The organism is Promicromonospora sp. NPDC052451 (assembly GCF_044547525.1).
GTDB lineage: Bacteria > Actinomycetota > Actinomycetes > Actinomycetales > Cellulomonadaceae > Promicromonospora.
In genome coordinates, this window is sequence record NZ_JBIUAP010000016.1 from 1 (window position 1) to 23,439 (window position 23,439).

A 23,439-nucleotide genomic window follows, 5' to 3' on the forward strand; every position below is an offset into this window, starting at 1 on the left:
CACCGTGGGTGAGCACCACGGCCATCTGGAGGATGGTGCGGATCTTGTTGCGGATGCGGTCGGGGGGGGGGGGGGGGGCCGGGGGGCCCCCCGGCCCCCCCCCCCCCCCCCCCCCCCCCCCCCCCCCCCCCCCCCCCCGCCCCCCCCGCCCCCCCCCCCCCCCCCCCCCCCCCCCCCCCCCCACCCCTCCCGAAGGAGTCTGCCCATGTGCAGAACGCTCGGTGGCGCGCGCCCTCGTGCGGTCCTCGTCCGGGCGGCCGCCGGCCTGCTCGCGACGCTCGTCCTCGCGCTGGGGTGGGCGCCGCCCGCCGCGGCGCACACCCGGCTTGAGTCGACGGCGCCTGCCGCCGGGTCGACGGCGCCGGCCCCCGTGGCCGACGTGACCCTGCGGTTCACGCTGCCGGTGAGCCCGCTCGGGGACGGCGTGGTGATCGACGGGCCGGACGGCACCGTCGCGGCCACGGTCGCTCCGGCGCAGGACGGCCTGGCCCTGGTCGCGACGCCGTCCGCGCCGCTGCGGGCGGGCCGGTACACGGTGTCCTGGACGGCAGCGGCCCAGGACGGCCACCCGCTGGAGGGCACGTTCGGCTTCGACGTCGCCGGCGTGGCCGGGGGCGGCGGGGCGCCGGGCGGTGCGTCGGCGTCGCCGGAGGCGTCCGGTGAGCCCGGGGGAGCCGGCGCCGGGGACGGTGCCTCCGGCGGGGACCACGACACGCCCGACGGCGCGAACCATGACGCGAACCACGACATGGGCCACGACCCCGCCGCGATGGACAGTCCGGCGACCCGCGCGGCGTCGGCCGCCGTCCGCCTGGGTGCGGCGGCCGCGCTCTGGGGCGCGCTGGTCGCCGGGGGTGCCCTGGTGTTCGTGGGCCTGGTGCTGCGCGGCCGCGACGAGGCGGACCCGCCGGCGGTGCTGCGGCTGGTCCGGTGGTCGGGCGTGCTGCTGCTCGGCGGGCTCGTCGTCCGGGTGCTGGCGGGTTCGGTGCTCCTGGCGCACGGCGACCTCGCGTCCGGCGTGTCCGCGTCCGCGATCGGTGACTCGCTCACCGGGACGGCGCGGTGGGACGTCGGCCTCCAGGCCGCGGGCGCCGTCGCGATCACGGTCGGTGCCCGGCACACGGCGACCGGCTCCTGGCTCGCGGCGGCCGGCGCTGCGCTGGCGGGCGCCGGGCAGGTGCTCGGCGGGCACAGCAACACCGTCGAGCCGCGGTGGCTGGTGGTGACCGCGGACGTGGCGCACCTCGTCGCCGCCGCCACGTGGGTGGGCGGGCTCGTCGCCCTCGGCGTGCTGCTGCGGGCGCGCCGCCGGGACGGGCGTGACCCGGACGCCGCGCTGACGGTGGCCCGCTTCTCGGTGGTCGCGGCGGCCGCCGTCACCGTGGTCGGCGTGGCCGGGGTGCTGCTCGCGGTCGGGATCCTGGACCGGCCCGCCCAGCTCTGGGAGAGCGACTGGGGCCGGTTCCTGCTGGCCAAGGCGGGCCTCGTCGCCGTGGTGGCGGCGATCGGCGCGCACAACCACCTCCGCGTCGTCCCACGGCTGACGGCCCGACGCCGCGCCGTCGTGCGGCACGCGGGCCGCTCCCGCAAGGCCGGGGTGGCCCTGCGGCGCAGCACGGGCCGGGAGACCACGCTGATGGCCGGGGTCGTGCTGCTCACGGCCTGGCTGGTCGCGGCGTCGGTGGAGTCCTGAGCGCCGATCGCGTCCAGGCTCGTCCGGTCAGGCGAACGCGGGCGACTCCGGCCGGTGCACGTGCACCACCAGGACGGGGCACGGCGCGGTGCGCAGCACGGCGTCGGGCACGCTGCGCAGCAGGCGGCCCGCGACCGCCGAGTGGCGGCGCCCGCCGACCACCAGGATGTCGTGCCGGGCCAGGTTGTGGAGCAGGGCCACCACGGGGTCCCCGCGCCTGGTCACCACCGTGTAGGTGACGCCGGGGTACTTCCGGGACCACTGGAGCAGCCGGTCGGTCAGCGCGTCGCTGGTCTCGTGCCACGTCCCGGTGGCACGGTCCTTGTCCAGCAGCGCCGACACGACCGGGTCGGTGCCCGTCACGTGCAGCACCTCCAGCGGGCACCCGCGCGCGGCGGCCTCGGCGAACGCCGTCTCCAGCAGGTCCGGCTCGTCCTCGCGCCCCGCACCCACCCTGATCCGGCGGGGCTCGCCCGTGGCTGCGCCCGCCGGCACCACGGCGACGGTGCCGGGTGCGCCGGCGGCCAGCGCCGAGGAGGTGGAACCGAGCAGGGCCCGGTCGAGCGCGCCCAGGGCGCGCCGGCCCACCACGACGAGGTCGCACGTGCTCGACTGCTGGGCCAGGACGTGGGCGGCGGCGCCCGGCAGCACGAGCACCCGGACCTCGCGGCCGCCCGGCCGCCGGTCGCCCAGCCGGTCCCGTGCGGCGCGGGCCGCGCGGTGGGCCTGCTCGCGCGCGTCCAGGGCCAGGCTGCTCGCTCCCGGGCCGGGCTCGGGGGGCGTGGGGTAGGCGGCCACGACGGTGAGCCGGGTCCGGTGCAGGTCGGCCGTGCGGGCCGCCCAGTCCAGCGCGGACAGGCTCTCGGCCGTGCCGTCGACGCCCACGACGACGCCGTGGTACCAGGCACTGTTCATGATCGTCCTCCTTCTGCCCCCGGACCGGGGTGCGGTCCGCGGGGTCAGCCCGCCGCCGGCTCGACGGTGCGGCGGGGCGTGTGCTGCGGCATCGAGCTGTAGCCGAGCCGCATGACCATCTGGGGGACCCCGTCGAGCGACAGTGCCCGGCGCAGGTCGTGGCGGGTGGTCGGGTTCTCCAGCACGGTGGTGGCGAACGAGGCGTGGACGAAGAAGGTGCTCGCCACCAGCAGCACCCGCTCCAGGGCCTGGCCCGCGGCGACCCAGTCCCGTGCCGAGTCGCCCGGCGTCGTCAGGACGGCCGTGGTCGAGTGCAGCTCGAACGGGGCGCTGCCCTCGCTGGCGAGGAACTGTCGTACCGGCGCCCGGTCGTCCGTCGGGCGGGGGCCGAGCAGGTCGCGCGGGATGCCGTCGCCGCGTCCGGGGTCCGTGGCGGTCCAGGCGGCCTCCTCGGCGCTCGCCGCGGGATCCTCCGCGGCGAGCGCCTCGGCCCGGCGCACGAGCCGCAGGACCTCCGCGCGCGCGGGGTCGCCCGGCTGGACGACGCGCAGGTCGGCGCCCTCGTCGTGCGCCGCCGCGACGACGGCGTGCAGCACGTCGCTGAACAGCGGCTGGTCGTCGAACGGGACCCGCGAGGTGGTGCGCCGCGCGATGGCGACCGAGAGCTCGAGCTCGTCCGCATCCGGGTCGCGGCCCGGTTCGAGCTCGATCGTGGCCACGAGGCGATCGTCGTCAGGATCGGGCAGCACGCTGACGACCGCGTCGAGGGACTCGCGGCGTGCGGCCGCGCGGGCGTTGAGCAGGAACGCGCCGCAGCTGATCAGCATCTCCCGGCCGCGAGGGTCCGAGTGCCGGAGCTGGCGCGACGGGTCCGCGCGGAGCGTCAGGGTGCTGCCCGCGGTGGTCACCAGCCACGGCTGGGTGTTCAGCACGCTGGGTGCGCTCGCGGCTGCCCGCAGGATCCGCTGTGTCCGTGCTTCGTCGAGGTTCATCCCTGCACTCCCTTCCCCTCGTCAGTCTTGGCGCGGGGGAGGGCTCGGCACACGGGCCGAAGGTCCTGCGGGGCCGGGGCAGACGGCCCTGACGGCGGGGTGCGGGCGGAGGCGAGGCTCGTCCCACACGGAACTGTTCGAGGTCGAGGAGGTGCTCGCGATGCGCGCACTGGTGGTCTACGAGTCGATGTTCGGCAACACCGAGCAGGTCGCGCACGCGGTCGCGGAGGGGATCGAGGCGTCGATGCACGCCGACGTCGTCGAGGTGGGGGTGGCGCCGCGCACGGTACCCGCGGACGTGACGCTGCTCGTGGTCGGCGGGCCGACGCACGCCTTCAGCATGTCCTGGCCCTCGACGCGGCGGGACGCGGCGGCGCGGGCGACGCACGTCGTCTCCCGTGAGCGGGGCATCCGCGAGTGGCTGGGTGCCCTGCCGGGCGTCCGCGCCGATGCCCGGACCGAGGCCACGGCCTTCGACACCCGGGCGACGTCGCACTTCACCGGATCCGCGGCGCGGGCGGCCGGGCGGCGCCTGGACCGGCTGGGCTACCCGATCGTCGCGGCGCCGACGAGCTACCGGGTCACCGACATGACCGGCCCGCTGGCCGACGGCGAGCTCGCGCGGGCCCGGGCGTGGGGCAAGGGGCTCGGGGCCGAGGTGGCCGCGACCCGGTCGTCCCTCCCACGGCGGCGGCCTCCCGCCTGACTCGCCTCCCGGCTGCCTCCCGCTCGACCCGCTGTCACCGGCACGCACGGGGTGAATCCCGTGCTGCACAGCACTCTGCCCGTGTCATCGTCTGCGTGTGCTGCGCCAGGCCGATACGGTGGTGCCGCGGGGGCAGGACGGGGGAGTGCGGTGGCGGAGCGTGCCCGCGAACAGGCCGAGCTGTTGCTCGACGCGCTGGCGACGATGGGGCGGGGTCTCGACCTGGAGACCACGCTGAACGAGATCAGTGCGACCGCGGCGCGCCTCGTGGGCGCTCGGTACGCAGCGTTGGGCGTGCTGGGTCCGGACGGGCGCATCGCGCGGTTCCTGACGGTGGGGCTGACGCCGGACCAGGTGCGCGCCATCGGCCCGTACCCCACGGGGCACGGCATCCTGGGTGAGCTCATCCGCCACCCGGCGCCGTTGCGGCTGCACGACCTGACCCAGCACCCGGCATCCGTGGGCTTCCCGCCCAACCATCCGCCGATGCGCGTCTTCCTGGGTGCTCCGCTGCAGGTGCACGGTGCGGCGTTCGGCAACCTCTACCTCACGGAGAAGGAGGGCGGGGGCGACTTCACCGAGGACGACCAGCGGCTCCTGGAGGCGCTGGCGGCGGGTGCGAGCGTGGCCATCGAGAACGCGGACCTGTACGACGAGGCGCGCCTGCGGGAGCGGGCGGCGCAGGCGAACGACGAGATCTCCCGGCAGGTGCTCACCGGCAGCGCGCCGGGCGACGTGCTCAACCTCGTGGCCAAGCACGCCCGGCGGGTGGCCGGCGCCGACCTCGCGGTGATCTCCGTGCCCGAGCCGGAGTCGCGGCGCCTGGTGGTGCAGGCGGCGTCCGGCCCTGACACCGACCGGCTGGTCGGCACCATGCTGCCGCCGGACGGCACGTTCGCGTCGGTCGTGCTCGGCTCGGGCCGGCCGATGTTCTCCGCGGCGGCGGCCGCCGACGAGCGCGCCCAGCTCTCCTTCGACCTGCGCCACGAGCTCGGGCCGTTCGCGGTGCTGCCGCTGGGCGAGCAGGGCAGTACCCGCGGGGTGCTCGCCGTGGGGCGGTACCTCGGCGGGGCGCCGTTCTCCGCCGTCGTCGTCGAGGCGCTGGAGGGGTTCGCGGCGCAGGCCGCCGTCGCCCTGGAGCTGGCCGAGCACCGCGTCGACGTGGAGCGGCTCGCCGTGCTGCGCGACCGTGACCGCATCGCCAGGGACCTGCACGACCTGGCGATCCAGCGGCTGTACGCGACCGGGCTGTCCTTGCACACGCTCGGCCGCGGGCTCAGCGGCGAGGGCGCCGAGCGCGTGGAGCGAGCGGTGGACGACATCGACGAGACGATCGCCATGATCCGCACGACCATCCACCGGCTGCAGCCCGGGGGTCCCGGCGCCCGCCAGGTCGGCCTGCGTTCACGCGTCATCACGGAGGTCGACACCGCCGCCGGACCGCTCGGGTTCGCGCCGCGGCTGCGCTTCGACGGACCGGTCGACTCCTCGGTGCCGCCGGAGGTCGGCGACCACGTCGTCGCCGTCGTGCGAGAGGGGTTGTCGAACGTGGCGCGGCACGCCCGAGCCCGGGCGGTGTCGGTGCGCCTGGCCGTGTCGGACACGGTGGAGCTGGTGGTCACGGACGACGGCGTGGGCGTGCCCGAGGGCGTCGCGTTCAGCGGCCTGCGCAACCTCGCCCGGCGGGCCACCGAGCTGGGCGGCTCGCTGAGCATCGGGCCCGGCCCGTCGAAGGGCACCCGCCTGGAGTGGCGGGTGCCGCTCGACGGGGCCTGACCGGCGCGGTCAGCCCCCTGCCCTCACAGGCCGAACACGATGCGTGCCGGCACCCGGCCGGCCAGCACGTCCGTCATGGACTCGTTCACCTCGTCGAGCTTGCGCTCGGTCGCGACCACCTCGGTCCGGCCCGCCGCGTGCAGCGCGAAGACGTCCGCGAGGTCGTTGCGGGTGCCGACGATCGAGCCGATCACGGAGATGCCCTTCAGGACGGTGTCGAAGATCGGCAGCTGGATGGTGCCGTGCGCGGGCAGGGCGACGCAGACCAGCCGCCCACCGCGGCGCAGCGACGCGAAGGCCTGGTCGAACGAGGCCGGCGACGCGGCCAGCGCGACCGCGACGTCGGCCCCGCCGAGCCGCTGGATCGCCTGGGCCGGGTCCTCGCGGGCGGCGTTGACCACGTGGTCGGCGCCGAGCCGGGCGGCCAGGTCCAGCTTGTGGTCCTCCAGGTCCACGGCCACCGTGAACGCGCCCGCGATCCGGGCGTACTGCAGCGCCAGGTGCCCGAGGCCGCCGATGCCGAAGATCGCCACGGTCTCGGCCGGCGCCACGCCGGCCACCCTGATCGCCTTGTAGGTGGTCACGCCCGCGCAGGTCAGGGGCGCGGCGTCCAGCGACGACACGTCGTCGGGCACCGGGGTCGCGAACGCGGCGGGGACGACGGCGTACTCGGCGAACGCCCCGTTCACCGAGTAGCCGGAGTTGGCCTGCTTCTCGCACAGGGTCTCCCGGCCGCTGATGCAGTAACGGCACTCGCCGCACGCGCTGCCGAGCCACGCGATGGCGACCCGCTGCCCGGGGCTGCGGCCGCGCACCCCCTCGCCGAGGCGTTCGATGCGGCCGACGCCCTCGTGCCCCGGCACGAACGGCGGGTGGGGCTTGACCGGCCAGTCGCCGTGCGCGGCGTGGATGTCGGTGTGGCACAGACCGCTGGTCTCGATCCGGACCAGGACCTGACCGGGTCCGGGCTCGGGGACGGGCACGTCCATGACCTGCAGCGGTGCGGTGAAGTCGGTGACGACGGCGGCCTTCATGACAGCTCCGATCGGAGAGGGTGTGCTGACGGTTCAACATCACTGCGCGAGAGCCGGCGCGAAGCAGAGGCCAACGTCCCGACACCCGACGGGCGAAGGTCCCCGCGAGTGCGCCGGCGCTGGCGGCCGGGCGGTGGACTGGTCATGGTGGAGGCATGGACATGCGGGCGTGGGTCACCGGGAGCACGGCGGGCAGCCTCGCCCTGCGCCAGGTGCCCGTGCCCCGGCCCGGACCGGACGAGGTGCTGGTGCGGGTCGAGGCCTGCGGCGTGTGCCGCACCGACCTGCACGTCGTGGACCGCGAGCTGCCCGTGCACCTGCCGCACGTGGTGCCGGGGCACCAGGTGGTCGGCGTCGTCGAGGAGACGGGCCCCGCCGTGCGGCAGCTGCGGCGCGGCGACCGTGTGGGCGTCGCGTGGCTGCGCCGCACCTGCGGCGCGTGCCGGTGGTGCCGCGAGGGGCAGGAGAACCTCTGCCCCGACTCGCGGTACACCGGGTGGGACGCCCACGGCGGCTTCGCCGAGCACACCACCGTGCCCGAGACCTACGCCTACCGGCTGCGCGCCGACCGGGACCCTGCCGAGGTGGCCCCGCTCCTGTGCGCCGGCATCATCGGGTACCGGGCGCTGACCCGCACCGGCCTGCGCGCCGGCGGCCGGCTCGGCCTGTACGGCTACGGGTCCAGCGCGCACCTCACCGCACGCCTGGCCGTCGCGTGCGGCGCGGAGGTCTACGTCATGACGCGCGGCGCCGCCAACCGTGACCTGGCCCGGCGGACCGGCGCCCGGTTCGTCGGGGGGCGCGACCGACCGGCCGCCCGAGCCGGTCGACGCCGCGATCGTCTTCGCCCCGGCGGGCGAGCTCGTGCCGCTCGCCCTCCAGGCCACCGAACGGGGCGGCACCGTGGTGCTGGCGGGCATCCACATGAGCGACCTGCCCACCATGTCGTACACCGAGCACCTCTTCTACGAGCGCGACCTGCGCACCGTCACCGCCAACACCCGCGCCGACGGCGCCGCGTTCCTGCGGCTGGCCCGCACGCTCCGGATCGTCCCGGAGGTGACCCGCTACCCCTTCGACCGGACGGACGAGGCGCTCGCGGACCTCCGGTCGGGGGCGGCGTCCGGCTCGCTGGTCGTGACACCCGGCTGACGGGACGACCCGGGCCGTCGCCGTCGCGGGGCTCGCCCGCCCGGTCGAGGGGGACCTACGTCCCCGCCGTGCGGGGCCGACGGCCCTGACCCGCCGCGCACCGGCCGGGCGACGCTGGCAGCGTGGCCGGGCCGCCCCGCCCCGGCACGGCCGCCGGAGACACGGCACGCGGGCGCGGACCGACGGAGGCGCGATGACCACGCATGCGGACAGCCGGACCGGATCGGCCACCACGGGCGCGCCGCCGCCGGCGTCGGCACCACCGGCGGACGGGAGGCTGGTCTACGACCTGTCGGAGGGGAACGCCGGGATGCGCTCCCTGCTCGGCGGCAAGGGCGCGGGCGTCGCGGAGATGCGGCGCATCGGCGTACCCGTCCCCGACGGCTTCACGGTGACCACCGCGGCGTGCGTCGCCGCCATGCGAGGCGGCGGCACCTGGCCCGACGGGCTCTGGGACGAGATCCAGGCCCACCTCGACGCCCTGGAACGCCGCACCGGCCGGGTGCTGGGCGCCGCCGAGCGCCCGCTGCTGGTGTCGGTGCGGTCGGGCGCCGTGTTCTCCATGCCGGGGATGATGGACACCATCCTCAACCTGGGCATCTCGGAGCAGTCCGCCGCCGGCCTCGCGGCCGAGTCGGGCGACCCGCGGTTCGCGTGGGACTCCTACCGCCGGTTCGTGCAGATGTACGGCGAGGTGGTCGAGGGCGTCCCGGGACAGGCCTTCGAGGACGAGCTCACCGCGCTCAAGGACCGGCGCGGCGTCCGGCAGGACACGGACCTCACGGTCGACGACCTGCGCGAGCTCACCGCCACGTTCCGCCGCGTGGCCCGCGAGAGCACCGGCCACGACCTGCCCACCGAGCCGCGCGAGCAGCTCCGGAGGGCGGTCGACGCCGTCTTCGCATCGTGGGACAGCCCCCGGGCGCAGGTCTACCGGCGGCTGAACGACATCCCGGACGACCTGGGCACCGCCGTGAACGTCATGCAGATGGTCTTCGGCAACAAGGGCGGCACCTCCGCGACCGGCGTGTGCTTCACGCGCAACCCGGCCACGGGCACCAAGGAACGGTACGGCGAGTTCCTCCTCGACGCGCAGGGCGAGGACGTGGTGGCGGGCATCCGCACCCCGCGGCGCCTGCCGGAGCTGGAGACCGTGCTGCCCGAGGCGTACGCCCGGCTCATGTCCGCGATGGACCGGCTGGAGCGCCACTACGGCGACATGCAGGACATCGAGTTCACCGTCGAGGACGGCACGCTCTACCTGCTCCAGGTGCGCACCGGCAAGCGCACCGCCGCCGCAGCCCTCAAGGTCGCGCGTGACCTCGTCGCAGAGGGCCTGATCGACAAGGAGGAGGCCCTGCGGCGCATCGACCCCGCCCAGCTCGACCAGCTCCTGCACCCCGCGCTCGACCCCGACCACACCGCGACCCCGCTCACCCACGGGCTCAACGCCTCGCCGGGCGCCGCCGTCGGCCGCCTCGTGTTCGACGCCGACACCGCCGCCGAGCAGGGCGCGGCCGGGCAGGCCGTGGTGCTCGTCCGGTGGGAGACGACGCCGGACGACATCCACGGTGTCGCCGCCGCCCAGGGCGTGCTCACCGCGCACGGCGGCATGACGTCGCACGCCGCCGTGGTGGCACGTGGCATGGGCAAGCCGTGCGTCGCGGGCGCCGGCGACCTGCGCATCGACGCCGACGCCCGCACCCTGACCATCGGCGGCACGGTGCTCACCGACGCGGACACCGTCACCCTCGACGGCACCACCGGAGCCGTCTACCCGGGCGCCCTGCCGCTCGTGCCGCCCCGTGTCACTGACGACTTCTCCACCGTCCTGGGCTGGGCCGACGACGTCCGCCGCCTCGGTGTCCGCGCCAATGCCGACACCGGGGCCGACGCCGTCCGCGCCCGCGAGCTCGGCGCCGAGGGCGTGGGCCTGTGCCGCACCGAGCACATGTTCATGGCCACCGACCGCCTGCCCGTCGTGCGCCGCATGATCCTGGCCGACACCGCCGCGTCCCGGCAGGCCGCCCTCGACGAGCTGCTGCCCGTGCAGCAGGCGGACTTCGAGGAGATCTTCACCGCGATGACCGGCCTGCCGGTGGCCGTGCGGCTCATCGACCCGCCGCTGCACGAGTTCCTGCCCGACGTGGTGGAGCAGTCGCTGCTGGTGCAGCGGCTGGAGGCGGGTGTCGAGGCAGGGGTGGACGACGGGGCCGGGGAGCTGGAGCCGGCACGCGCCCTCCTGTCCCGGATCACCAGCATGGCCGAGGCCAACCCCATGCTCGGCACCCGCGGCGTCCGGCTGACGCTGCTGCACCCGGAGATCGGCGTCATGCAGACCCGCGCGATCGTCCGTGCGGCGCTCGCGGTACGGGCGCGCGGCCTGGACCCGCGCGTGGAGATCATGGTGCCCCTGGTCGGGTACGCCGAGGAGCTGCGGCGCATGCGCGAGATCGTCGTGGCCACCGCCGACGAGGAGCTGGCCGCCGCCGGCGTCACCGACCTGGCCTACCGCGTCGGCACCATGATCGAGCTGCCGCGTGCCGCGCTGACGGCGGGCGAGATCGCCGAGCACGCCGACTTCTTCTCGTTCGGCACCAACGACCTGACCCAGACGACGATCGGCGTCTCCCGCGACGACGCCGAGGGCTCCTTCCTGGCGGCGTACCTGGAGGAGGGCATCGTGCCCGCCGACCCCTTCGCCTCCCTCGACGCGGACGGCGTGGGCGAGCTCGTCCGGACTGGCGTCGAGCGCGGGCTGCGCACCCGGCCCGACCTGGAGACCGGCGTCTGCGGGGAGCACGGCGGTGACCCGGCGTCGATCACGCTGCTCGACAGGATCGGCGTGGACTACGTGTCCTGCTCGCCGTACCGCGTCCCGGTCGCCCGCCTGGCGGCGGCCCGCGCCCGGCTGGACGATGCGGCGCGTGACGATGCGTGACGATGCGTGACGATGCGTGACGGGGTGTGTGGCGGGGTGTGTGGCGGGGCGTTCCGGCGCGTGCCGGTGTGCGGCGGCGTGGTACGACGCGTGCCGGTGCGTGACGGGTGTGACGGTGTGCGACGACGCGTGGCCCCCGCCCACCGAGGGTGCGCTTCTACCCAGTCATTGGGCCCACTAACTAGGGTCATGGTGGGCCTGATGACTGGGTAGAAGCGCACTTCAGACGCTGATGGCTGGTTCGCCCGCCGCCCCGTGACCCGTGCGACCCGCCTGGTCCGTCCGATCCACGTCGCCCAGGTGCCCCCCGCTGCCCGTGTGCCCCCCGCGTGCCTCGCGCTGCCCGGGCCTCGCGCCCCCGACGCGCCCGCCCCCCATGCACCCGCCTCCACACGCCCCGCCCCCCGGCACCCGCGGGTGTCCCGTGTCACGCCGTCGGTCGGCTGCGCCACGGTGTCCACGGGCGGACGGCGTCGTGCCGCGGGCGGGTGCGGCGGGGCGTGCGCTCCGCCTGGGGGCTGGTGCCCAGCCGCATGAGCATCTGCGGGTAGGCGTGCAGGGACAGTGCCTGGCGCAGGTCGTGCCGGGTCGTGGGGTTCTCCAGGACGGTGGTGGCGAACGACGCGTGCACGAAGTGCGTGGTGGCGACCAGCAGCGCGTGCTCCAGGGCCTGGCCGGCCGCGACCCAGTCCCGGGGGGAGTCGCCGGGCGTGGTCAGTACGGCAAGCGTCGAGTGCCGCTCGAACGGCTCCCGGCCCCGGCTGGCGTTGAACCGGCGCACGGGGGCGTCCGGGTTGGTCGGCGCGCGTCCGAGCAGGTGCTCCGGGATGCCGTCGTCGCGGCCCGGCCAGGTGGCGGTCCACGCCGTCTCCTCGTCGCGTGCGGCCATGTCCTCCGCCGCGACCGCCTCGGCGCGGCGCACCAGCGCGAGCACCTCCGGCCGCGAGGGGTCGGAGGGCTGGATCGTGCGCATGCTGGCGCCCTCGGCGTACGCGGCGCGCTGGATCGCGACCAGCACGTCGGCCGGCAGCGGCCGGTCCTCGAAGGGGACGCGGGACGTCGTCCGGTGCTCGATCGCGACGGACAGCTCCAGCTCGTCGTCGCCCGGGTCGTCGCCCGGTTCGAGCGCGATCTGCGCGACGAGCAGGTCGTCCTCCGGGTCGGGCAGCACCGTGACCACTGCGTTGAGCGACTCCCGGCGGGCCGCGACCCGCGCGTTGAACAGGAACGCCCCGCAGCTGATCAGCATCTCCCGGCCGTGCGGGTCGCTGTGCCGTAGCTGCCGCGACGGGTCGGCGCGGAGCGTCACCGTGCGGTCGCTCGTCGCCACCCGCCAGGGCTGGGTGTTCAGGACGCTCGGCGCGTCCCCGGCGGCGTTCAGGATCCTCTCGACCCGTGCGTCGACGATGTCCATGGTCCGTCTCCCTCCGTCTCCTCCGGGGTCGCGCCGGCGGGTCCGGCGGGCCCCGTGCCGCGTCCTCGCGGTCTGGGCCACTCGTGCTCTGCGCCCAGCACACCACCGGTCCCGCGGGGCCAGCAGGGCTGCTGGTCCCGTCTTGCCCGGGCGAACGTCCCGCACCGCGACGACCAAGGCCCCTACGGGGCGCACCGTCTGGCGCCGAGACTGAGGGCATGACGGGACGAATCGTGATCCTGGGTGGTGGTACCGGCGGCACGCTGTCGGCCAACCGGCTGCGGCGCACGCTCGGCGACGACGTCGAGATCACCGTTGTCGACCAGGACGACCGGCACGTCTACCAGCCCGGGCTGCTGTTCGCGCCGTTCGGTCTTTCCCCGCTCGACAGCCTGGTCCGGCCCCGCCGGCGGCAGCTGCGGCCGGGCATCGGTTACCGCCGCGGCGTCGTACAGCGCGTCGACCTCGACCACGACCGCGTGCACCTGGCCGACGGCGCGGTGCTGCCCTACGACCTCCTGGTGATCGCGACGGGCGCACGGCTGCTGCCCGAGGAGACCGAGGGCCTCGCGACGCCGCTGCGGCCCGCACAGGTGCACACGTTCTACGACTACGAGGGCGCCCAGGCCCTCGCCCGGGCCCTGGCCGCGTTCGACGGCGGCCGGCTCGTGGTCGACGTCGTCGACATGCCGATCAAGTGCCCGGTGGCGCCCCTGGAGTTCTGTTTCCTGGCCGACTGGTACTTCCGGCGGCGCGGCATCCGCGACGCGGTCTCGCTGACCTACGTCACCCCGCTGGACGCGGCGTTCACCAAGCCCGTCGCCGCCGCGGCACTGGCCGGCCTGCTCGCCCGCAAGGACATCGACCTGGTCACCGAGTTCACCACCGGGAGCGTCGAGGACGCCGACGGGGCCGGCGGCCGCCTCGTGTCGTTCGACGAGCGGGAGGTCCCCTTCGACCTGGCGGTGATGGTGCCCCTGCACGGCGGCGCAGCCTACGTGGAGGCCTCGGACGGTCTGGGCGACGAGCTCGGCTTCGTGCCCGTCGGCCCGCGTTCCGTGCGGTCCACGGCGCGGCCCGACGTCTTCGTCCTCGGCGACGCCGCAGCGGTGCCGACCTCGAAGGCGGGCTCCGGCACGCACGTCGAGGGCGAGATCCTCACCCGGACCGTCGCCCGGTTCCTCGCCGCCGAACGTGCCGCCAACCCCGCCGACCAGCGTGCCGGCCACCGTGCGGGCCCGGGGCCGGCCACCGCGGTCGACGACCTCGCAGCCTCCGTCGTCGGAGCCGCCGGGCCTCAGGACCGCGGCAGCGGGACGACGGCGACCGGGCACGCTGCGTGATGGATCAGGGCCTGGCTGGTCGACCCGAGCAGCAGCCCGCGGAACCCGCCCCGGCCGCGCGTCCCGACCACGACGAGCTGCGCGCGCTCGGCGTGCTCGAGCAGCACCCGGGCCGGCCCTTCCCGGACCACCACCTCCTCGACCCGGACGCCCGGGTGCCGCGCGCGGTCCTGGGCCAGCCACGTGCTCAGCTGCTCCGACTCGTGCCGCTCGATGGCGTCCCACGCGGTGGTCAGCTCCCACACCGTCGTCACGGGCAGGTCGCTCCAGGCATGCACGGCCACGAGCGGGACGCCGCGCACCGACGCCGCCTCGAACGCGAACGTGACGGCCGCCCGGCTGGTGCCCGAACCGTCCACACCGACCACCACGGGGCCGGTCTGCGGACCGTCCGGCGGAGTGGTGCCGGGCGGCTCGGCCGTGCGGACGACCACCACCGGGCAGTGCGCGTGCGTGCTGACCGCCACCGCGATCGACCCGATGACCAGCCCGCTGAAACCACCGAGACCGCGGTCCCCGAGCACCACCATGCCGGCGGACGCCGACCGCCCGATCAGGCGCGCCGCCACCGAGCCACCCACCAGGTCGGTGCTCGTGACGACCCCTGGGGCCGCGTCGCGGGCCGCTGCCTCGGCCTCGTCGAGCCACTGCCGGCCCTGCGCGATCAGCGCGTCCTGGTACGCCCCGAGCGCCACTGCGTGCGGCACGCTCACCGGCACCGGGGTCCAGACGTGCGCGAGCACCAGCGGCACGTCCCGCCGGGCGGCCTCCAGCGCGGCCCAGCGGGCCGCCCGGGTGGCCGACTCCGAGCCGTCGACCCCGACCAGCACGGGGCCCGTCGTCGTCTGAGTCATCTCGGTCTCCTCGGTCGGTACGGGGCGGTCCGCCGCGGCCGCCGGTCACCTCCCACGCTAGGCAGCGCGGGCCCGGGCGCCCCGTGCCGTCGGTCCCGGGGTTGCGGGCCCATGGTCCCTGGTGCCGCACGGGCCGCCGGAGAAGGGTGGGAGCACACCCGCCGCGCGCGGGGCGGAACCTGACCGACGGGAGCAGTGCCATGACCCACACCTGGAACGTCTCCATCCGGCTCTTCGACGCGGACGACATCGAGCGCTCCGGCACCCGGACTGCCGCCCACGCCGTGCTGACGACGTCGAGCGGCACCACGCTCGAGGGGCACGGTCGTGCCCGGCGCAACCCGCGGGACGCGCAGGTCACCGAGATCGGCGAGGAGCTCGCGGCCGCCCGCGCCCTGCGCGACCTGGCGGACCGGCTGCTGCGGGCGACGTCGGACGACATCGCCCAGATCGAGCACCACCCGGTCCACGTGCACCCATGACCGGTCCCGCGGTCCTGGACCTGGCGGCGGTCGACGCCGTCGTGCTGGACACGGACGGCGTGGTCACCGACACCGCCCGCACCCACGCGGCGGCCTGGAAGCGCGCCTTCGACGAGGTGCTCCGGGACGTCACCGCGCGCTCGGGGCGACCGCAGCCGCCGTTCGACGTCGAGCGGGACTACCTGCCCTACGTCGACGGCCGGGCACGGGCCGACGGCGCGCGGGCGTTCCTGGCGTCGCGCGGGATCGTGCTGCCCGAGGGGACCGGCGCCGGCACGCTCGACGCCCTGCTGGCGCGCAAGAACCGCTACTTCCTCGCGGAGGTGGCCGGGCACGGGGTGCGCGCCTTCCCGTCCATGGTGGCCTTGCTGCGCGAGCTGCGGCGGAGCGGCGTCCGCGTCGCGGCGGTCTCGGCCAGCCGCAACTGCGCCCGGGTGCTGCACGCGGCAGGCGTGGCCGGTCTCGTGGACGTGCGGGTGGACGGCGTCGACGCCGACCGCCTGGGCCTGGCGGGCAAGCCGGACCCCGCGCTGTTCCTGGAGGCGGCGCGGCGCCTGGGCGTGCCGCCCGGCCGGTGCGCCGTGGTCGAGGACGCCCTGGTCGGGGTGGAGGCAGGCCGGGCCGGTGGTTTCGCCGTGGTGATCGGGGTGGACCGGCACGGCCGCCTCGCCCGGGAGATGCGCGAGGCGGGAGCGGACGTCGTGGTCGCGGACCTGGCCGACGTCGTCGTGGGAAGGAGGGCAGATGCACCGCACCGTCCTGTCGTATGAGGGGTTCGACCCCGCCGCCGAGGGGCTGCGCGAGGCGCTGTGCACGCTCGGCAACGGGTACGTCGCGACGCGCGGCGCCGCCCCGGAGTCGTCCGCCGACGGCGTCCACTACCCGGGCACGTACCTCGCCGGCTGCTACGACCGGCTGATCTCCGTGGTGGCGGGCGCGACGGTGGAGAACGAGGACCTGGTCAACATGCCCAACTGGCTGCCGCTCCGGTTCCGCATCCCGGGCCAGGACTGGTTCACGCTGGACGGCACGGCCGTGCTGGACCACCGGCAGGACCTGGACCTGCGGCAGGGCGTGCTCGTCCGGCGCACGCGGTTCCGGGACCCGGTCGGCCGGGTGCTCGCGGTGACGCAGCGTCGCATCGTGTCGATGCACGACCAGCACGTGGCGGCGCTGGAGACCACCTTCGTGGCGGAGAACTGGTCGGGCACCCTCGAGGTGCGGGCGAGCCTGGACGGGCGGGTGACCAACTCCGGGGTGGCCCGGTACCGGGACCTCGACGGCCGGCACCTGGTCCCCGTGGGCGAGGGGTACGACCCGGGCGCGGGCGTGGCCTGGTTGGAGGTCCGGACGGCCACGTCGCAGGTCCGGGTGGCGCAGGCGGCGGCCGTGGTCGTCGACGTGCCGGAACGGGTGACGGCGGGCTTCGAGCACCGCACCGGGGAGTCGGCGGTCCGGCTGTGGCCGGAGCTGGCCGAAGGGGTGCCGCTGCGGGTCGAGAAGCGCGTCGCGGTCTACACCTCGCGGGACCCGGCCATCTTCGAGCCGCTGCACGCCGCACGCCGGCACGCCGCCCGGATCCCGCCGTTCGACGACCTCCTGGCCGAGCAGGCCCGTTCCTGGGAGCGCCTCTGGGACCGGTGCGCGCTCGTCGTACCGGGCGAGCCGCAGCGGGCGCTCGACCTGTACGTCTTCCACCTGCTGCAGACCCTCTCGGTGCACACGGCGCACCTGGACGCCGGCATGCCGGCCCGCGGCCTGCACGGGGAGGCCTACCGGGGCCACGTGTTCTGGGACGAGCTGTTCGTGTTCCCGTTCCTGCTCCTGTGCCTGCCCCGGGTGGCCCGGTCGCTGCTCATGTACCGGTGGCGGCGCCTGCCGCGGGCCCGGACCGCCGCTGAGGACGCCGGGTACCGGGGCGCGATGTACCCGTGGCAGAGCGGGAGCGACGGCCGCGACGAGACGCAGCGCCTGCACCTCAACCCGGCCTCGGGCCGGTGGGTCGAGGACCACTCGCACCTGCAGCGGCACGTGGGGCTCGCGGTGGCGCACGACGTCTGGCAGTACTACCAGGCCACGGGTGACATGGCGTTCATGCACTCCTACGGCGTCGAGATGCTCGTCGAGATCGCTCGCTTCTGGTGCGCCCTGGCGACCTACGACGCGGCCGCCGACCGCTACGACATCCGCGGGGTCATGGGGCCCGACGAGTACCACGACGCCTACCCGGACGCGGCCCGGCCGGGCATCGACAACAACGCCTACACGAACGTCATGGTCACGCGGGTGCTCGGGTACGCGCTGGACGGGCTCGACCTGCTGCCCGAGACGGAGCGCGAGGCCCTGTGCCGCCGGCTCGGCCTGCACGAGCAGGAGCGGGAGCTGTTCGCGCACGTCCGGCGGCGGATGCGCGTGGTGTTCCACGGCGACGGCGTGATCAGCCAGTTCGAGGGTTACGAACGGCTCGCGGAGCTGGACTGGGCGGCCTACCGGGCCCGGTACGGCTCCGTGCGCCGCCTCGACCGGATCCTGGAGGCCGAGGGCGACTCCGTGCACCGGTACCAGGTCTCCAAGCAGGCCGACGTGCTGATGCTGGTCTACCTCCTGGGCGAGCACGGCCTGCGTGACGCGCTGGCGTCGCTCGGCTACGACCTCGACCGTGCGGCGCTCGACCGGACCGTGGACTACTACCTGGCGCGGACCAGCCACGGGTCCACGCTGAGCGCGGTGGTCCACGCCTGGGTGCTCGCCCGCCGGGACCGGCGGGCGTCGTGGCGCTTCTTCCGCGAGGCGCTCGACAGCGACATCGCCGACGTCCAGGGCGGGACCACCGCGGAGGGCGTGCACCTGGGTGCCATGGCGGGCAGCATCGACCTCGTGCAGCGCTGCTACACGGGGCTGGAGCTGTCCGGCGACGTGCTCCGGCTGGCGCCCCGGCTGCCCGACGAGCTCGCGGAGCTGAGCTTCCGCCTGCGCTACCGCGGCCACCGGGGGATCGAGGTGCGGTGCACCCACGACAGCGTGCGCATCAGCGTGCCCCCGTCGCGCCAGCCCGCGATCACGGTCGCCCTGCACGGGCAGGAGCGCACGCTGGGGCCGGGCCAGGCCTGGCTCTGGCGCGCCCCGGCCGACGAGCCGGGGGAGGTCCCGGGAGGCCCGGGGCACGCGGACGCTCCGGAGCCCGCGGGAGCGGCGGCACCCGCGGCGGACGTGGAACCTGCGGCCGACGTGGCGCCCGCTGTGGACGTGGCGCCGGCCGCGGACCTGGAGCCCGCCGGAACCGAGCCGGAGGCAGCGGCCACGGAGCCGGGTCCCGCACCAGGGCCGTCGGCTGGTCCTACAGGACCGTGAGCAGGTCCCGCGGCCCGTCGGCGCCGCTCAGGGACAGGACCGGGTCCTCGGCCCCGGGGGCATCCTGGCACGCGATCGCGGCCCGCTGCCGGGCCCGGTCGCAGTCCACCGGGATCGTCCCGTCGGCCTGGCCGGCGAGGAGTGGCGGTACGTCTGCGGCGGCGGCCGCCTCCGGCCCCGGCACCCAGCCGTAGACCGGGCAGTGCAGCCTGGCCCCCACGCGCCGCGCGGCGCGCATCGCCCGGACGAGGTCCGGGTGGGCGCCGGGGGCGCGGGCGTCGACGGTCAGCACCGCGTCGACCGGCCCGGCGACCGACCGCAGCTCGCACGCGAGGGTCTCGGGCGGGTTCCACTGGAGGTGCGCGGCGCCGTGGTCGAGGAGGACCGCCTCCCGGGCGCCCAGCAGCCGGGTGGCCTGGAGCAGCTCGGCCGCGTCGCCGGGGCGCCGGCGTCGCTCCGGGTCGGGGCCCGGGTCGTGCGTGAGGCACACGATCTGCACGACGGTCCCGGCCGCGGCGAACGCCGCGATGACGCCGCCGAGCGCGTGGGTGACGTCGAAGGGGTGCGAGCACACCACCAGCAGCCGCCTGCTCTCGGGCGGGGGACAGGTCGTCGTCCGACCTTGCGCCGGGGCGACGTCGATGACGGTCGTGGCTCTCATGGCTCCTCCTCGCGGACGGTTCAGCGGACGGTTCAGCGGACGGTTCAGCGGACGGCGTCCGGACCCGGACGAACCGGCCCCTGCTCCACGGTCGCTCCGCCGCCCGGGCCGGGGCAGGGGCGAAGGTCCCTCCGCTGCCGGTGAACGTCCTGGGTCGCGGTGACCTTTGCCTCGTGCCGCACGCCGGCCCGGACGGCAGGCTCGGAGGGCAGCCAGGGAAAGGCAGCCAGGGAAAGGCGCAGTGCAGAACGAAGGGGAGTGGTGGCCATGAGTGCCGTCGAGCGTCCCGCCCCGGTCGTCGTCGCCGTGGACGGGAGCACGCGCAGCGCGGGTGCGGTCCGGTACGCCGTGGGCGAGGCCCGCAGACGGGGCAGCGGGGTACGCGTGGTCCACGTGGTGCCCGCGCCGTTGCCCGAGGGCGGGCTCTGGCCCGCGCAGGCCGGCGACGTCACCTACCTGGAACGCTCGGGCACCGACACCGTGCGGCGGGAGGTGGCGGCGATCCGCGCCGTCGCCCCGGGCATGGAGGTCGAGCCGGTGGTCGCCGCGGGCCCGCGCGTGGCCCGGCTCGTCGAGGCGGCCGCCACGGGTGGCCTGATGGTGCTCGGCCGCGAGACCCGGCACGGCGTCGAGCGCCTGGTCACGGGGACCACGACGGCGGACGTCGCCGCCCGTGCGGCCGTCCCCGTCGTGGTCGTGCCGGCCCGGTGGCAGGACGGCGGCCACGGCCGGGTCGTCGTCGGGGTCAAGACCCTCGCGGGCGCGGACGAGCTGCTGGCGCACGCGTTCGCCGAGGCCGCGGCGCGGCACGCGGTGCTGCGCGTGGTGCACGCCGTGGAGATCCCGGGCCTCGCCACCGACCTCGGCGTCGCGGACGCCTACGTGGGCGAGTCGGTGGAGAACGCGTCCCGGTTGCTGCGCCGGCTGGTGGACGACTGGTCGGCCGTGCACCCCGCGGTCGAGGTGGAGGCCCGGGTGGTCCAGGGGCTCCCGGACAAGGTCCTGGCGGAGGCCGCCGCCGACGCCGACGTGCTGGTGGTCGCGCGACACCGGCGCGGCCTGCGGCACCCGGTCCGCCTGGGCTCGACGCCGCGAGCGGTGCTGGGCACCTGCGACACGCCGGTCGAGATCCTTCCCCTCCCCGGGGAGCCGACGGCGATGCCCCTCGTGCTCGAGAGCGACGGGGAGGTCCTGAAGGACTGAGTGAAGGACGGAGTCCGGGCTCGGCGTGCGAGGAGGGACGATGGGGACGACCACCACGTGGGGCCCGGGCGGGCCCCGAGCGGGCGGCCTGACGTCCTCGCAGGCCGCCCACCGGCTGCGGGAGAAGGGTCCAAACCTCGTGCCCCGGCCGAGGCCGCCGTCACCCGTGCGACTGCTGCTGGCCCAGATGACCCACTTCTTCGCGCTCCTGCTCTGGGGTGCGGTGGTGCTCGCCTGGATCGGTGGCATGCCGCAGCTCGCGGTCGCCACCGCCCTGGTGGTCGTGGTCAACGGCGTCTTCGCGTTCCTCCAGGAGTACCGGGCGGACCGGGCCGGCCAGAAGCTCCTGCAGCTCATGCCGGCGCGGGCGACGGTCGTGCGTGACGGCCGGCGGCGCCAGATCGCCGCGCAGGACGTGGTGGTCGGGGACCTCCTCGTGCTGGAGGCCGGCGACGGCGTGTGCGCGGACGGCCGGCTGGTCGAGGCGTCCGGGCTCGGCGTGGACGCCTCGATGCTGACCGGCGAGAGCACCGCCACCCACCCCGGACCCGGTGACGCCGTCCGCTCCGGCACGTACGTGGTCGAGGGCGAGGCGACGGCAGAGGTCACGGAAACCGGCACCGCCACGGAGCTGGCCGGCATCGTGGCCCTGACCCGGCAGGCGCAGGCGCCCGTGAGCCCGCTCGCGCTGCGCCTGCGCACGGTGGTGCGCACCATCGGGGGCATCGCCGTGGGCGTGGGCATCGGCTTCTTCGCCGTGTCGCTGGTGCTCGGGACGCCCCTGTCCGACGGGTTCCTCTTCGCGGTGGGCGTGACCGTGGCGCTGGTCCCCGAGGGGCTCCTGCCCACGGTGACGCTCTCGCTGGCCCGCGGGGCGCAGCGCATGGCCGCCCGCCACGCGCTGGTGCGGCACCTGGAGTCCGTGGAGACCATGGGCTCCACCACGTTCGTCTGCACCGACAAGACCGGCACGCTGACCCGCAACGAGATGTCGGTCGTCGAGGTGTGGACGCCCGAGGGCACCGCATCGGTCGTCGGCCACGGGTACGCCCCCACGGCCCGGATCGACGCGGACGAGGGCACGCTGGGCCGCGTGCGCGCAGTCGCGCTCGCGGCGGCGCGCTGCTCGACGGGGCGCGTGGTCCGCAGCGGCGAACGCTGGACGCCCCACGGCGACCCCATGGAGGTGGCGCTCCACGTGCTCGCCCTGCGCGCGGGCGTCGACGTCGCGCGCGACGAGGAGGAGCGCCCCCTGCGCCGGCGCATCCCGTTCGACGCGAGCCGGCGCCGGATGTCGGTCCTGGCCGCCGGCCAGGTGTACGTCAAGGGCGCCGCCGACAGCGTGCTGCCCCTGGTCGCGGACGACGGCGGCGCGGCGGACGCCGTCACGGACCTGGCGGGCCGGGGCCTGCGCGTCCTGGCCGTCGCCGCGCGCACCGCCGTCCCCGCCGACGAGGAGGCCCCCGCGACCGTCGTCGAGTGCGGGCTGACCCTGCTCGGCCTCGTGGCCCTGGAGGACCCGCCGCGCGACGACGTGCACGACGCGGTGGCCGCGTGCCGGACGGCTGGGATCCGCCTCGCCATGATCACGGGCGACCACCGGGTCACGGCGGCCGCGGTGGCCCGCGAGGTGGGCCTGTACCGCGACGGCGCCCCCGTGGTCACGGGCGCCGAGCTCCCGCAGGACGACGCCGCTCTCGGCGAGCTGGTCGACCGGGACGGCGTGGTGATCGCCCAGGTGAAGCCGGAGGACAAGCTCCGGATCGCCCGCGCGCTGCGGCAGCGCGGCCACGTGGTCGCGATGACCGGTGACGGCGTGAACGACGCCCCGGCGCTGCGGGAGGCCGACATCGGGATCGCGATGGGCCGCACCGGCTCCGACGTCGCCCGGGAGGCGGCCGACGTGGTGCTGCTCGACGACGACTTCGCCACGATCGTGGCGGCCGTCGAGCTGGGCCGGGCGACGTTCGCCAACATCCGCAAGTTCCTGACCTACCACCTGACCGACAACGTCGCGGAGCTCACGCCCTTCCTGGTCTGGGCCCTCAGCGGGGGCTCGGTGCCGCTGGCCCTGACGGTGCTGCAGATCCTCGCCCTGGACATCGGCACCGACCTGCTGCCCGCGCTCGCCCTGGGTGCCGAACCGCCGCACGGGACGACGATGCGCCGCCGCCCGTCGAGCGGGGCGCTCATCGACGGCCGCCTGCTGCGCCGGGCCTTCGGCGTGCTCGGCCCGACCGAGGCCGCGGTGGCGATGGGCGCCTTCCTGGCCGTGCTCGGCCTCGGCGGGTGGACGCCGGGTGCCGCGCCCGCCGCGCCGCTCCTGGCGGCGGCGTCGGGGGCGACGTTCGCGGCCGTGGTGCTGGGGCAGCTCGCCAACGCCTTCGCCTGCCGCAGCGAGGTCCGGTGGGCGGGTGCGCTCCCGCTGCGCGGCAACCGACTCCTGCTGGGTGCCGTCGCGGTCGAGCTGGCGCTGCTCGCGGTGTTCCTGCTGCCGCCGCTGGCCGGCTATCTGGGCGGTAGCCCGCCGCCGGCGGCGGGCTGGGCGGTGGCGGTGGCCGCTGTCCCGGCGGTCGTGCTCGCGGACGCCGCGGACAAGGCCGTCCGGCGTACCCGTCAGGGACGCGTCAGAGTCCCGCGCCGGGGCGTCAGGAAACCGTCAACGTCTCCGTCCGGGGGTGCCGCGGGGGCGTAGACCAGGCCTTATGAATCTCCTCGACCTGGTGTTCCCGGTGGTGACCGTGGTGTGTTTCGCCGCGATCGCCGTCGTCGCCCGCCGCGCCGCCGCGTCCGACACGTCGTCCGACCCGCTCGGGAGGCGGAAGTGAACCCCTTCGACGCCATCGGCCTCGTCCTGACCCTGGCCGGTCTCGTGTACCTGTTCGTCGCGCTGCTGCGCAGCGACCGGACGCGGTGATCGCG

The 23,439-nt window shown here is 75.9% G+C and carries 19 protein-coding genes and 1 pseudogene; 14 read left to right on the forward strand and 6 right to left on the reverse strand.

The genetic code is table 11. The annotated features are described in order from the left end of the window. Nucleotides 1–205 precede the first annotated feature (205 nt). The gene (locus tag ACIG47_RS22800; protein ID WP_397433338.1) at nt 206–1,693 is read left to right on the forward strand and encodes a copper resistance CopC/CopD family protein; all 1,488 of its coding nucleotides are present in this window, start codon (nt 206–208) and stop codon (nt 1,691–1,693) included. 27 nt (nt 1,694–1,720) lie between these two features. Here the strand turns inward: ACIG47_RS22800 and ACIG47_RS22805 are convergent, their stop codons facing one another. Further along, nucleotides 1,721–2,608, reverse strand: a complete 888-nt coding sequence (locus ACIG47_RS22805; protein WP_397433340.1) for a universal stress protein — start codon at nt 2,606–2,608, stop codon at nt 1,721–1,723. 44 nt (nt 2,609–2,652) lie between these two features. Next, nucleotides 2,653–3,600, reverse strand: a complete 948-nt coding sequence (locus tag ACIG47_RS22810; protein ID WP_397433341.1) for an Acg family FMN-binding oxidoreductase — start codon at nt 3,598–3,600, stop codon at nt 2,653–2,655. A gap of 160 nt (nt 3,601–3,760) precedes the next feature. On the opposite strand from ACIG47_RS22810, the gene ACIG47_RS22815 reads away from it, so the two are divergent. Together ACIG47_RS22815 and ACIG47_RS22820 are read left to right on the forward strand one after the other, a co-directional pair. After that, entirely contained in the window at nt 3,761–4,306 is a 546-nt protein-coding gene (locus ACIG47_RS22815; RefSeq protein ID WP_397433342.1) for a flavodoxin family protein, read from the forward strand. Nucleotides 4,307–4,456: 150 nt separating this feature from the next. After that, nucleotides 4,457–6,082 (forward strand): GAF domain-containing sensor histidine kinase, encoded by a 1,626-nt coding sequence (locus ACIG47_RS22820; RefSeq protein ID WP_397433343.1) that lies wholly within the window; start codon nt 4,457–4,459, stop codon nt 6,080–6,082. 23 nt (nt 6,083–6,105) lie between these two features. On the opposite strand, the gene ACIG47_RS22825 is transcribed toward ACIG47_RS22820, so the two are convergent. Then, on the reverse strand, nt 6,106–7,116 hold the full coding sequence (locus ACIG47_RS22825) for a zinc-dependent alcohol dehydrogenase (protein WP_397433344.1): 1,011 nt from the start codon (nt 7,114–7,116) through the stop codon (nt 6,106–6,108). Between the two features lie 161 nt (nt 7,117–7,277). Here ACIG47_RS22825 and ACIG47_RS22830 point away from each other — a divergent pair. The 3 genes and pseudogenes from ACIG47_RS22830 to ppdK all read left to right on the forward strand — a co-directional run. Then, nucleotides 7,278–7,868 (forward strand): annotated as a pseudogene (locus ACIG47_RS22830) (zinc-binding alcohol dehydrogenase family protein); the annotation flags it as partial. 7 nt (nt 7,869–7,875) lie between these two features. Continuing rightward, complete coding sequence (locus ACIG47_RS22835; protein WP_397433469.1) at nt 7,876–8,268, forward strand: zinc-binding dehydrogenase; 393 nt, start codon at nt 7,876–7,878, stop codon at nt 8,266–8,268. 193 nt (nt 8,269–8,461) lie between these two features. Continuing rightward, on the forward strand, nt 8,462–11,209 hold the full coding sequence (gene ppdK, locus ACIG47_RS22840) for a pyruvate, phosphate dikinase (RefSeq protein WP_397433346.1): 2,748 nt from the start codon (nt 8,462–8,464) through the stop codon (nt 11,207–11,209). A 427-nt stretch (nt 11,210–11,636) separates the two neighbouring features. Here the strand turns inward: ppdK and ACIG47_RS22845 are convergent, their stop codons facing one another. Next, nucleotides 11,637–12,623 (reverse strand): Acg family FMN-binding oxidoreductase, encoded by a 987-nt coding sequence (locus ACIG47_RS22845; protein WP_397433347.1) that lies wholly within the window; start codon nt 12,621–12,623, stop codon nt 11,637–11,639. Nucleotides 12,624–12,841: 218 nt separating this feature from the next. Here ACIG47_RS22845 and ACIG47_RS22850 point away from each other — a divergent pair, with 218 nt between their 5' ends. Beyond that, the gene (locus tag ACIG47_RS22850; RefSeq protein ID WP_397433348.1) at nt 12,842–13,966 is read left to right on the forward strand and encodes an FAD/NAD(P)-binding oxidoreductase; all 1,125 of its coding nucleotides are present in this window, start codon (nt 12,842–12,844) and stop codon (nt 13,964–13,966) included. Here the strand turns inward: ACIG47_RS22850 and ACIG47_RS22855 are convergent. Next, nucleotides 13,921–14,820, reverse strand: coding sequence for a universal stress protein (locus tag ACIG47_RS22855; RefSeq protein WP_397433349.1), 900 nt, complete (start codon nt 14,818–14,820; stop codon nt 13,921–13,923). The genes ACIG47_RS22850 and ACIG47_RS22855 overlap by 46 nt on opposite strands. A gap of 200 nt (nt 14,821–15,020) precedes the next feature. On the opposite strand from ACIG47_RS22855, the gene ACIG47_RS22860 reads away from it, so the two are divergent. Genes ACIG47_RS22860 through ACIG47_RS22870 form a run of 3 tightly spaced genes read left to right on the forward strand, consistent with a single transcriptional unit; the run spans nt 15,021 to nt 18,653 of the window. After that, complete coding sequence (locus ACIG47_RS22860) at nt 15,021–15,302, forward strand: dsRBD fold-containing protein (RefSeq protein ID WP_397433350.1); 282 nt, start codon at nt 15,021–15,023, stop codon at nt 15,300–15,302. Further along, nucleotides 15,299–16,072, forward strand: coding sequence for an HAD family hydrolase (locus tag ACIG47_RS22865; RefSeq protein ID WP_397433352.1), 774 nt, complete (start codon nt 15,299–15,301; stop codon nt 16,070–16,072). The genes ACIG47_RS22860 and ACIG47_RS22865 overlap by 4 nt, the downstream gene beginning before the upstream one ends. Further along, entirely contained in the window at nt 16,047–18,653 is a 2,607-nt protein-coding gene (locus ACIG47_RS22870) for a glycoside hydrolase family 65 protein (protein ID WP_397433353.1), read from the forward strand. Before ACIG47_RS22865 ends, ACIG47_RS22870 begins: the two co-directional genes overlap by 26 nt. On the opposite strand, the gene ACIG47_RS22875 is transcribed toward ACIG47_RS22870, so the two are convergent. Then, a complete protein-coding gene (locus ACIG47_RS22875) occupies nt 18,640–19,314 on the reverse strand; it encodes a PIG-L deacetylase family protein (RefSeq protein ID WP_397433354.1) in 675 nt (224 codons plus the stop codon). The genes ACIG47_RS22870 and ACIG47_RS22875 overlap by 14 nt on opposite strands. 267 nt (nt 19,315–19,581) lie before the next feature. On the opposite strand from ACIG47_RS22875, the gene ACIG47_RS22880 reads away from it, so the two are divergent. From ACIG47_RS22880 to ACIG47_RS22895, 4 genes are read left to right on the forward strand one after another with little or no spacing between them, the layout of a single operon-like run. Then, on the forward strand, nt 19,582–20,517 hold the full coding sequence (locus ACIG47_RS22880) for a universal stress protein (RefSeq protein ID WP_397433355.1): 936 nt from the start codon (nt 19,582–19,584) through the stop codon (nt 20,515–20,517). A 40-nt stretch (nt 20,518–20,557) separates the two neighbouring features. Then, nucleotides 20,558–23,212, forward strand: a complete 2,655-nt coding sequence (locus ACIG47_RS22885; RefSeq protein ID WP_397433356.1) for a cation-translocating P-type ATPase — start codon at nt 20,558–20,560, stop codon at nt 23,210–23,212. 10 nt (nt 23,213–23,222) lie between these two features. Then, on the forward strand, nt 23,223–23,345 hold the full coding sequence (locus ACIG47_RS22890; protein WP_397410132.1) for a hypothetical protein: 123 nt from the start codon (nt 23,223–23,225) through the stop codon (nt 23,343–23,345). Continuing rightward, nucleotides 23,342–23,434, forward strand: coding sequence for a potassium-transporting ATPase subunit F (locus tag ACIG47_RS22895; protein WP_397410130.1), 93 nt, complete (start codon nt 23,342–23,344; stop codon nt 23,432–23,434). The genes ACIG47_RS22890 and ACIG47_RS22895 overlap by 4 nt, the downstream gene beginning before the upstream one ends. Nucleotides 23,435–23,439: the final 5 nt, after the last annotated feature.

What these genes read in the sequence shown, in the direction of transcription:
- ACIG47_RS22800 (WP_397433338.1), top strand. Translation starts at nt 206, where the DNA reads ATGTGCAGAACGCTCGGTGGCGCGCGCCCTCGTGCGGTCCTCGTCCGG.
- ACIG47_RS22805 (WP_397433340.1), bottom strand. Translation starts at nt 2,608, where the DNA reads ATGAACAGTGCCTGGTACCACGGCGTCGTCGTGGGCGTCGACGGCACG.
- ACIG47_RS22810 (WP_397433341.1), bottom strand. Translation starts at nt 3,600, where the DNA reads ATGAACCTCGACGAAGCACGGACACAGCGGATCCTGCGGGCAGCCGCG.
- ACIG47_RS22815 (WP_397433342.1), top strand. Translation starts at nt 3,761, where the DNA reads ATGCGCGCACTGGTGGTCTACGAGTCGATGTTCGGCAACACCGAGCAG.
- ACIG47_RS22825 (WP_397433344.1), bottom strand. Translation starts at nt 7,116, where the DNA reads ATGAAGGCCGCCGTCGTCACCGACTTCACCGCACCGCTGCAGGTCATG.
- ppdK (WP_397433346.1), top strand. Translation starts at nt 8,462, where the DNA reads ATGACCACGCATGCGGACAGCCGGACCGGATCGGCCACCACGGGCGCG.
- ACIG47_RS22845 (WP_397433347.1), bottom strand. Translation starts at nt 12,623, where the DNA reads ATGGACATCGTCGACGCACGGGTCGAGAGGATCCTGAACGCCGCCGGG.
- ACIG47_RS22850 (WP_397433348.1), top strand. Translation starts at nt 12,842, where the DNA reads ATGACGGGACGAATCGTGATCCTGGGTGGTGGTACCGGCGGCACGCTG.
- ACIG47_RS22855 (WP_397433349.1), bottom strand. Translation starts at nt 14,820, where the DNA reads ATGACTCAGACGACGACGGGCCCCGTGCTGGTCGGGGTCGACGGCTCG.
- ACIG47_RS22860 (WP_397433350.1), top strand. Translation starts at nt 15,021, where the DNA reads ATGACCCACACCTGGAACGTCTCCATCCGGCTCTTCGACGCGGACGAC.
- ACIG47_RS22865 (WP_397433352.1), top strand. Translation starts at nt 15,299, where the DNA reads ATGACCGGTCCCGCGGTCCTGGACCTGGCGGCGGTCGACGCCGTCGTG.
- ACIG47_RS22870 (WP_397433353.1), top strand. Translation starts at nt 16,047, where the DNA reads ATGCACCGCACCGTCCTGTCGTATGAGGGGTTCGACCCCGCCGCCGAG.
- ACIG47_RS22875 (WP_397433354.1), bottom strand. Translation starts at nt 19,314, where the DNA reads ATGAGAGCCACGACCGTCATCGACGTCGCCCCGGCGCAAGGTCGGACG.
- ACIG47_RS22880 (WP_397433355.1), top strand. Translation starts at nt 19,582, where the DNA reads ATGAGTGCCGTCGAGCGTCCCGCCCCGGTCGTCGTCGCCGTGGACGGG.
- ACIG47_RS22885 (WP_397433356.1), top strand. Translation starts at nt 20,558, where the DNA reads ATGGGGACGACCACCACGTGGGGCCCGGGCGGGCCCCGAGCGGGCGGC.
- ACIG47_RS22890 (WP_397410132.1), top strand. Translation starts at nt 23,223, where the DNA reads ATGAATCTCCTCGACCTGGTGTTCCCGGTGGTGACCGTGGTGTGTTTC.